The sequence below is a fragment of the Tunicatimonas sp. genome (assembly GCF_049647865.1).
In the GTDB taxonomy this organism is placed as follows: Bacteria; Bacteroidota; Bacteroidia; order Cytophagales; family Cyclobacteriaceae; genus Tunicatimonas.
Map to the genome: position 1 here is coordinate 1 of NZ_JBARYM010000492.1, position 9,281 is coordinate 9,281.

10 protein-coding genes are annotated in these 9,281 nt (G+C 43.2%); 4 read left to right on the forward strand and 6 right to left on the reverse strand.

Features of this window, described 5'->3' with window-relative positions:
- The 4 genes from WBA23_RS14610 to WBA23_RS14625 all read left to right on the forward strand — a co-directional run.
- Positions 1 to 665: hypothetical protein (locus WBA23_RS14610; protein ID WP_424583017.1), on the forward strand; the 665-nt coding region annotated here is incomplete at its 5' end.
- Between the two features lie 3 nt (positions 666 to 668).
- Positions 669 to 1,346, forward strand: a complete 678-nt coding sequence (locus WBA23_RS14615) for a hypothetical protein (protein WP_424583018.1) — start codon at positions 669 to 671, stop codon at positions 1,344 to 1,346.
- Positions 1,337 to 2,314, forward strand: a complete 978-nt coding sequence (locus tag WBA23_RS14620; RefSeq protein ID WP_424583019.1) for a glycosyltransferase family 2 protein — start codon at positions 1,337 to 1,339, stop codon at positions 2,312 to 2,314. The genes WBA23_RS14615 and WBA23_RS14620 overlap by 10 nt, the downstream gene beginning before the upstream one ends.
- Positions 2,315 to 2,382: 68 nt before the next feature.
- Entirely contained in the window at positions 2,383 to 3,393 is a 1,011-nt protein-coding gene (locus WBA23_RS14625; protein ID WP_424583020.1) for a glycosyltransferase family 2 protein, read from the forward strand.
- On the opposite strand, the gene WBA23_RS14630 is transcribed toward WBA23_RS14625, so the two are convergent.
- The 6 genes from WBA23_RS14630 to WBA23_RS14655 all read right to left on the reverse strand — a co-directional run.
- Positions 3,383 to 4,537: a glycosyltransferase family protein gene (locus WBA23_RS14630; protein WP_424583021.1), complete on the reverse strand. Its 1,155-nt coding sequence runs from the start codon at positions 4,535 to 4,537 to the stop codon at positions 3,383 to 3,385. The genes WBA23_RS14625 and WBA23_RS14630 overlap by 11 nt on opposite strands.
- The gene (locus WBA23_RS14635; protein ID WP_424583022.1) at positions 4,537 to 5,640 is read right to left on the reverse strand and encodes a DegT/DnrJ/EryC1/StrS family aminotransferase; all 1,104 of its coding nucleotides are present in this window, start codon (positions 5,638 to 5,640) and stop codon (positions 4,537 to 4,539) included. The genes WBA23_RS14630 and WBA23_RS14635 overlap by 1 nt, the downstream gene beginning before the upstream one ends.
- A gap of 1 nt (position 5,641) precedes the next feature.
- On the reverse strand, positions 5,642 to 6,502 hold the full coding sequence (locus tag WBA23_RS14640) for a formyltransferase family protein (protein ID WP_424583023.1): 861 nt from the start codon (positions 6,500 to 6,502) through the stop codon (positions 5,642 to 5,644).
- The gene (locus tag WBA23_RS14645) at positions 6,499 to 7,527 is read right to left on the reverse strand and encodes a GNAT family N-acetyltransferase (RefSeq protein ID WP_424583025.1); all 1,029 of its coding nucleotides are present in this window, start codon (positions 7,525 to 7,527) and stop codon (positions 6,499 to 6,501) included. The genes WBA23_RS14640 and WBA23_RS14645 overlap by 4 nt, the downstream gene beginning before the upstream one ends.
- A gap of 3 nt (positions 7,528 to 7,530) precedes the next feature.
- On the reverse strand, positions 7,531 to 8,547 hold the full coding sequence (locus tag WBA23_RS14650; RefSeq protein WP_424583026.1) for a Gfo/Idh/MocA family protein: 1,017 nt from the start codon (positions 8,545 to 8,547) through the stop codon (positions 7,531 to 7,533).
- A gap of 1 nt (position 8,548) precedes the next feature.
- A partial coding sequence (locus WBA23_RS14655; RefSeq protein ID WP_424583027.1) for a Wzt carbohydrate-binding domain-containing protein occupies positions 8,549 to 9,281 on the reverse strand: 733 nt, incomplete at its 5' end.

Genomic DNA, 9,281 nt, shown 5'->3' on the forward strand with positions numbered 1-9,281 from the left:
GCTGTGTTGTACCTACTGAGAACGGTTTGTATTTGTACTACGTAGGTTGGAACCCTAGCGGATCGGTTCCGTACCGAAATGCTATTGGCCTAGCCGTTAGTCATGACGATGGTTTGACCTTTGAGCGGATGTTTGACGGAGCAATCGTAGACCGGAACCGGTATGAACCGTACTTTACTGCTTCGCCCTGGATTATGAAAGAGGAAGATAAGTGGCATATGTGGTACGCTTCCAGTACAGGCTTTGCGGTTATAGATCAGAAACCTGAGCCTCTGTATATTATTAAATACGCTCACTCACTTAATGGTATTGACTGGGTGCGGGAAAATACTACTTGCATTCATCCCCAAGACAAATACGAAGCGAACGCTAGAGCTACGGTGATAAAGGAAGAAGGTATATATCGGATGTGGTACGCCCACCGAGGTAGCATTGACTACCGCGATGGTTCGGGGAGCTACCGGATCGGGTACGCCGAATCAGAAGATGCTATTCATTGGAAGCGCATGGACAATCAAGCGGGAATTCAGTATTCAGGACAAGGCTGGGACGCTACTATGAAAACTTACCCCTGCGTGGTTCAGTATCGAGGAAAAAAATATCTGTTCTACAATGGTAACGGATTTGGAAAGACTGGTATAGGGTACGCTATTTATGAAGACTAAACAATGGAAACGACTATTTACAACTACGATTTAGAGAAATATAATTTTTCTAAAATCATTGCTAATTACTTAGAAGTAGATGATTTGTCAGTGATAGAAGCCTCTTTGGGTAATAGCAATAAAACCTCGCAAAATTCGCTGTACAAGAATATGGAGCAAAGCTCCGCCTATCAGCAACTGTATAAATGCCTTGATTCAGCGGAGGGAACTTCGTTCTATGATACCTACGAGCGGTTTATCCAGCAGGTGATCCGTCCGCAGTACGACGAGCCCATTCTCTATCAAAAAAAACCAACGCACCGTATCCTATTTTTAGATACTCCCGGCATTTCCCGCTTTCATCGCGACCGCGACTACGGCCATAGTACAGCAGAAATTAACTATTTCGTTCCCCAAACGAAAGCATTCGGTACCAATACCGTTTGGATTGAAAGTAAAGAAGGAATGAAGGATTTCTTACCAATAAAAGCCAACGCGGGTCAATTTGCCCGATTTAACGGAGCTTCGTTAGAGCACGGTGCCAAAGAAAACAAAACCGGCAAAAGCAGAGTATCCTTCGATTTTCGGGTGATTCCGGTCTCTAAAACTCCAGCAAAAATTACTGATACCTCATCGTGGCAGGAGGAAGATAAAGAGAATCCTTTGTTTCAAAACGCTCACAAATTTTCCCTATGCCAATAAGTTCGCCAATCGCAAATGCACCGTATCAGAGCAGTGTTAAGCCCTGGAAAATTGTACCTAAAGTTAGCGTATCAATTATTACGTACAATCACGAAAACTACATTGCTCAAGCCATTGACAGTGTACTTAAACAGCAGGTCACTTTTGACTACGAGATCATCATTGGCGACGACTGTTCTACCGATGGCACCCGCGAAATACTGCAAACCTATCAGCAGCGGTATCCTGATATTATTCAGTTGGTTTTACATCCTAAGCGTTACGACGGGGTGCCCGGAAGGCTCAACAATATCACCAACTTATACGCCTGCCGGGGGCAGTACGTAGCCCTACTAGATGGAGATGACTACTGGATTAGTGATAACAAGCTACAAACTCAAGTAGAATTCTTGGACCAACACCCCGAATACGTCCTTACCTTTCACGATGCTTTGGTTATCTCCGAAGAAAAGGACTTTGACTCCTACAACCATAGTGATGAATTTGCTTTCCTACAATCAAAAGACTCCTTTATTCATCGGGATGTTGCCGAACGGTGGTTTATGCAAACATCTTCTATCATGTATCGCAACAAAATATTAGGCGAGTTTCCTGATTGGTTCTGGCAAGTTTATAGCGCAGACTATATCTTACAACTGCTTATTAGCCAATATGGAAAAATTCGTTATTTCTCTCATTTAAGTAGCGTACGAAGAAAAAACCAGAATAGCTTTAGCGTTTTGTACAATCAATCTTTAGAAGACAATTTGAGAAGAATTAAAGAAATAAAAATTCTACAACAGAAGTTTGAGTACGTTAAGACCTCTATATTTTTTAGGAAAAGACTCGCAAGATATTATTATCGCCACGCTTTTTTGCTCAGGGGTCAGAAATCCTACCTTTTATCAACTTTATATCTATTAAAAAGCTTTAGCACCAACCGAGAATACTTTCTTTCTAAAAATAGCTTTCTTAAAAAGTTTATTTAATGTTTGTCACTCCTTTATAGAACTTCTGTAAAGATCTGTTTAATTTAAAGGCAGCCTAATAAAACTTCATGCCGCTCCCAAAGGTTAGCGTATCAATCATTACGTATAATCACGAAAAGTATATTGAACGCACAATTTTGAGCGTACTAAAGCAACGCGCTAATTTTGACTACGAGATTATTATCGGTGACGACTACTCTACGGATGGTACCCGCGAAATATTACAAACCTATCAGCAGCAGTACCCCGATATTATTCAGTTAGTTTTGCATCCCCAACGTTACGAGGGCGTACCTGGTCGGCTGAACAATATCACCAACCTATACGCCTGCCGAGGGCAGTACGTGGCTATGTTGGATGGAGATGACTATTGGATCAGTGAAGGTAAACTGCAAACCCAGGTAGACTTTTTAGATCAGCACCCCGATTATGTTCTTACCTTCCATGATGCAAAAGTAGTTTCGGAAGATAATGAATCTGACACTTACTATTATAGTGAGAAAAAGCAGAATCCTCACCAAGGAACTACCTTTACCCAAGAGCAAGTGGCCAAAAAATGGTTCATTCAAACATCGACTATGCTATTCCGAAATCATTTGATTGGCGAATTTCCCGACTGGTTCTGGCAGATCTGTAGTGCCGACCACGCCATTCAACTCTTGATTACCAGGTACGGTAAAGCTAAATATTTAAATAATCTAGAATCAGTACGATGGGTGCATTCACATAGCTTTAATAATACGTATTGGCGTGATAAGCTTATCCAGAATGAGCTAATGATTAGTGATCTACTAATTTTTTCTGAGAACTTTCCGGCATTGCGTTGGGCTATTCAGTCTGATCATATATTAGCCAGGCGGTATTCTTACTCTGCTCAGTTATTTTGGCAACGCAACAGGTATAAAGATGCATTAGTATCTTTTTTTAAGTGCATTAGCCAAGATCCATCTTGGGTTAAGAAGAGAATAAAAGTAAGGATGCAACTTTTGTTCAGTTGGTTCTTACCAGCCTTTTCCAAAAGAAGGAAGAGTAAGCATATTTCTGGAAATACCTTTGCTGATAGGCACTCTATGAATTAGTAGACTTTGCTGCTAGAGATTGTATTAAATCTTGGCTAAAATCTTGGGCAATACTAGTATAATCATAGTTCTCTATTACAAACCGCTGAGCGTTCTGAGCAATTTCTTCTCTTTCTTTCTCATGAGTTAGAAAATACTGTACCTTATCCAGAAAATCTCGTTCGTTTTTGTACGTAGCGAAAACATCATCAGGAAATAGTCCTTTAAAATTGGGAGCTTCTCGGGTAAGCATAAAAGCACCGCACCCCATCACCTCGAACATTCGCTGATTAAATCCAATACCATTGGCGGTATCAACGTAATCATTCATTACGATTTTGCTGTCTTTATAAATCTGAAACATCTCTAAGCCTGATGTAAGCCCGTGAAATGTCTGGTGCAATGCTGGAAATTCTTCCATCTTCCTTCCATCTCCGCCGTACTTCCACCAGTAGCCCCACCATTTGAAGTTAGTTTTGCTAGCAACACTATTAATAAAAGTGGTTCTCTTAGAGAAATTTTGGGTTCCTAAACCACCTACGAAGATTACTTCGTACTTTTTTTCGCGTACTTCTAACTCAGTAATTATTCGCGCATCGAAGCCTTGATTATTGATAATGGTAGGCACGCCGTGTAGCTCAAAAAAGGTTTTAAAGTCAGGTTGATCGGTATAAATAATATCCCAGTGATTGGGGTGCCAACTGAAAGGTAGGCGTGCTGAAAGGCGCGATACAAGTAAAGTGTTTTTACGGTACTTTTGCCAGAATCTACTTGAAATTGGTTGGGAACGCACAAAAATAACATCAGGCTTTACCTTCTGAATATACTGATCAATTACGTAGTCACGCCAATGGCCCGGATTAAATCTAAGTCGAGTATTTTTGCGACTGTACCACTGCTTCTTTAGTTTATGATATGAACCGAAAAGCTCTTGTGCCGTTTTTTCCAAAAAAGTATCATCCAGCAAGAAAAATTCTTCGGCATCCCACTCGCCGGTTTGGTTCAAATGGTAGGTATAAAAATCCGAATAGTTACTACGCAACCGGATAAGCCTCTCCCGGTATTCTCCCAATGAAAGGGAGTTTATATCGGGCCAGCTTTGTTTTTTCTGCGCCAAATACTCCGGAGGATGAATAATATCAAATTTTATGAGCTTTCGTTTCATTAGCTAAAGGAATCAGCGATTGTCTGAGTAATAAACTCTATCTGGGAATTAGTCAGCTCAGCGTACATGGGCAACGACAGAATTTCCGGCTGGTACTGACTGGTAATTGGGAAATCTTCCGGCTGATGACCCAAATCTTGATAGCAAGGCAAAAAAGGCAGAGCCGTTGGATAATGAATCCCCGTTTGAATTTCCTGTTCTTGCAACTTTTGCTGTAGTTGATCTCGCCTCGAAGTTCGTATTACGTACAAATGCCAGCCGTGCCGATAGCCTGACTGCTCGCTAGGGCAGTCAATTGAGGTTATTTTAGCTAATTGTTCAGTATATTGCCGGGCAGCCCTTTGCTTTTCGTGCAGCCACTGATCCAGGTACGGTAATTTGGCCAGCAAGATTGCCGCTTGTAATCCGTCTAGCCGACTATTTCGCCCGTGCAGCACGTGGTCATGACGGGTTCGCTGTCCGTGACGAGCAATAATACGAGCCTGTTCAGCATGTTCCCCTTTCTGAAAAACCATGGCTCCCCCATCGCCGTAACAACCCAAATTTTTACTCGGAAAAAAGCTAAAGCCCGCCGCATCTCCCCAAGTACCTGCCTTCCGACCGTTGATAGTAGCTCCGTGAGCCTGAGCGCAATCCTCAATTACTAATAGATTATTCTTTTGGGCGATTCTCATAATAGCTGTCATATCTGCCGGATGTCCGTACAAATGAACCGGCATGATGGCTTTAGTTCGCTCCGTAATTTTGCTTACTATTTCTTGCGGATTTATCGTGTACGTATCTAAAGACACATCTACGAACACCGGGGTAGCTCCGGCGGTTACTACCACTTCCGAAGTAGCTACCCAAGACATGGTAGGAACCAGCACCTCATCGCCCATGCCAATATTTAGTGTCCGTAAAATAATCTCTAAGGCATCAGTACCGTTACCGCAGCTAACTACCTGAGATGCTCCTAAATAACTCCCAAATTCCTGTTCAAACTGGGCTACCGACTCGCCACCAATAAAAGCGGTATTAGTAATCGTCTGTTCAATAGCTGCGTCAATTTCCGGCTGAAGGCGATTGTATTGGGCTTTTAGGTCAATAAGAGGAATAGACATATTAAATTCTTTGGTTAATGCTAAAGGATAAATTCTGAGGGTTGAGGTCACCTAGCCAAACTGTTCTACCATTCTGGCATACAACTTCTACTCGCTCGGCTTGTACCTGACTGATAAACGGAGTGGCAACTCCCACGTAGCGACGGTCACCCAGTGAAGCGTGGCGGATTTTGATAAGCTGATCACCTAACTTGATAAAAGCAGGATCAGCGGTAGACCGCAACGCCATTACTTTGCGAATGATACGATCATGATCGTGCCATTCGGTAAGCTCGCTATCTTGGGGGTAGCGGCGGGCCACGTACGTAGCCTGCTGGTCGTCGTTGGGTTGGGGAGTAATTTTGTTACTAGCAAAGTCAGTTAAAAATTCGCCAAACCCCGCTTTAAGCTCATTCATAAGACTGGTTCGCAGTTCATGTACCGATATTCCTTCGGTAATTGAAATTTCTCTCTGCCAGTAAATACCTCCGCCATCAATCACTTCTGTCATCTGGTGAATGGTGACTCCGAAGGTTTTCTCGCCATTGATCAGTGCCCAATGTAGCGGGTGGCGACCTCGGTAGCGAGGCAGTGGGGCCAAATGCACATTGAGCACTTGGTACTGATCGAGCAGGGTAGTGAATTTGAAATTGCAAAAGCAGTTAATCAAATACGTTATTGAATAATCAGATAACCAGCTCACTAGTTTTGCTTGATTAAACCCAACCAGTAAGTGATCAGCCGAAATGTATTGCTCGTACTGCTCTCGTAACTGGGGAGTCACTTCCTTTTGCAACCCAACTGCTACCGGACTTAAGTCAGTGCTTTGTAAAGATTGGAGCAAAGTGAGTGGACCGTCGTTATTTCCTACAATAGCAATCACGCGAAATAGGGGTAAATGATAGAACTTATTTGGCTAGTTACTTCGGTGCTCAGTTTTTGATCAACTATGGTTTGCGTTAGCGACTTTAGTAATGTTTTACTCTCATTTCCAGTGCGCTCATCGTATTCTTCCGGAGTCAGCGTAAAGTAGGTAATAGGATGCGAAACTCCGCCCGTACTTTCTTTGAATCGTCGGAGCCCCTCATAGGATGGCCCCGTTCCGCTAAGACCTAAATCAATAGTGTGACAATTTCTTTCTACCGCTATTTCAATGAGCCGATGAAACAAAAGATTGTTGGGACGATACGCTAAAGAATCAGAAGCTGAACAGCCAAATTTGTAGTAGAGGGTAGACTGATACTGTAGCACAACAATGCTAGCAAGTACTTGCTGCTGCCGCGAAGCTTGCAAGATAAACCCCTGTTCTTCTTGAATAAATGTTTGATGAATGTTTCGGAAAAATTCGTAGGGTTGAGGAATGCTGTTAAATTTCTCGAACCGAAGTTGATGATACATCTGGTAGAAAGTGCGTAAGGCAGCTTCATCAGTACTAATCTCAGTAGTAACTTCTGCTTTCTGAGCTTTTCGCACTCCCCGTCGAAAAGAAGACGATTGGCTAATCTGAGCAGGGGTACTCGTATCAATTCGGTGGTAAACCGCGTGACGAGTAGGCTTGCCTAAAGAAGATGCTATCGGATTGTCGGTCTCTAGTTCGGTTTTAAGAATAATTTGATAGTGAGGGTACTTCTCTCGTAGTGCTGAGACAATAGCTGGTAGCGATTCTTGGTAGTTTGCACTAATGGGCGTGTAATCAGAAAAGGGTAAACTGATAATTTTTTTACCTGCTAGATTGTCGGTTACTGTGAACAAAATGAAATATTCGTTGCTAGTATCCAGAGCGGTGAACCAGTGGTATCCGTACGTTTTTTGAAGCACTGCTAACCATCGGGCCGAATAAAATAGGTTGTTTACCCTAGATTCGTAGAATGATGGTTCTAGCGCATCGTACGGAGTAATTTCTACCATAAGCTACTTCGCTTCCGCTTGACCGTAAATTTTCTCAATCGCCTGAATGGTTTTTAGACCCTCATCACCCTCTACTACTCCCTTCCGGCTATCAATAATTTGTTCGGCTAAGCTATGAATTAGCTTATCATGGTTGGAGCTGGAGCCCTGGTAGGTTCCGTACTGGTTGGGAGCATCGTTAAAATCAATGTCCTCCGGCATGGGGTACGACATTACGTCCCAGAACTCAATTTTATTAAGGTATTTGCCCCCAATTTTAATAGTGCCCTTTTCTCCGATAATCGTGATACTTCCTTCGTAATTCACATTATACACGCAGGTAGTCCATAGCAACGAGCCAATCGTTCCGCTATCAAACCGCAGGGCGGAAACTCCGCAGTCCTCTATTTCAATATCGTGGTTGAGGGTGTCAATAATTGTTTTAGCTTCTTGAATATTACCGAACCACCACACAAGCAAATCTAAAAAGTGGCTTACTTGGGTTTGTAGCGCCCCGCCTTCCAAGTGCTTCTTTCCCCGCCAGGGCGATTGCTCGTAATAGGCATTGTGCCGATTCCACATCACATTGCACTGCACCATAAAAATTTTGCCTAATCGCCCTTCATCTAGCGTTTGCTTAGTTAGCATAATCGGGGCGTTGTAGCGATTCTGCTTTACTACGTACAAGCTCACATTATTTTCCTTGGCAGCCTGAATCATGCGTTCGCTCTCGAGGCAGCTTAAAGCCATTGGCTTTTCTACTAAAATATGTTTTTTGGCGTAGGCAGCTTGAATGCTCATAATAGCGTGTAGGCCGTGGGGAGTACAGATACAAACAATGTCAATAGAAGCCTCGGCGAGCATCCGTTCGTAGTTTGTATAACTAACTACCTGTGGATAGTCAGCCGACAATTTTTGTAAAACTTGCTGGTCTACATCACAGATGGCTACCATCTCGGCCTGAGGTTCCGCCTCAATTACCGCAATATGCCTTCGGCCAATATGCCCACAGCCTACTACCCCAAATCTAATCTTTCGCATACTATGTGCTAATTACTGGAACATTACTATTCTGATAGAGATTAAAATCCACGTAAAATTGATCCAACCCCCGAGGCTGCGGATCACCTGATCGGAAAAAATCATTTCCGAATACCGATAGCTGAAATGCATTCATCAACTGATCTTGCACTAGCGTATCGCCCCGCCCCTCAGCCATATACAGCTCTACCGCGTAGTCGCCTTCTGAAAGTGGCATTCGCTTAATTTCAAAAGTTAAGCGTGTTTCGCCATCTAGTGTTACCTGCTTACTAAATAAGGACGTTGATAGTGTAAACAAGCGAGCACCGAACTGATCTCGAAAGCAGACGGCGGCGTAAACTTGTTTAGTACCGATGTCTCTGCGCGGCATGATACGGGTATGAATTCGTACTCGGGAACCTGTTGCTACTTCGTTGATGATGTGCCCCGCTTCATTTTCTATCTGTACTTCTTCAAATTGGTAATCTCCCAACCCTTGCCGGTCGGTACGATCGCCGATGGAGCGATCTGACATTTGGGCGTTAATGTTAGCGTAGGTACGAATAGCTTCGCTAGTGCTACCGTCGTAAACCACTTTTCCGTGCTTAAGTACTACCCCACGAGTACACAGCCGGGAAACCGCGCCCATATTATGACTAACAAATAACACCGTTCGTTTACCTCCCGCACTCACTTCCTGCATTTTACCAATGGCTTTCTTCTGAAAAGCAGCATCGCCAACCGCGAGCACCTCA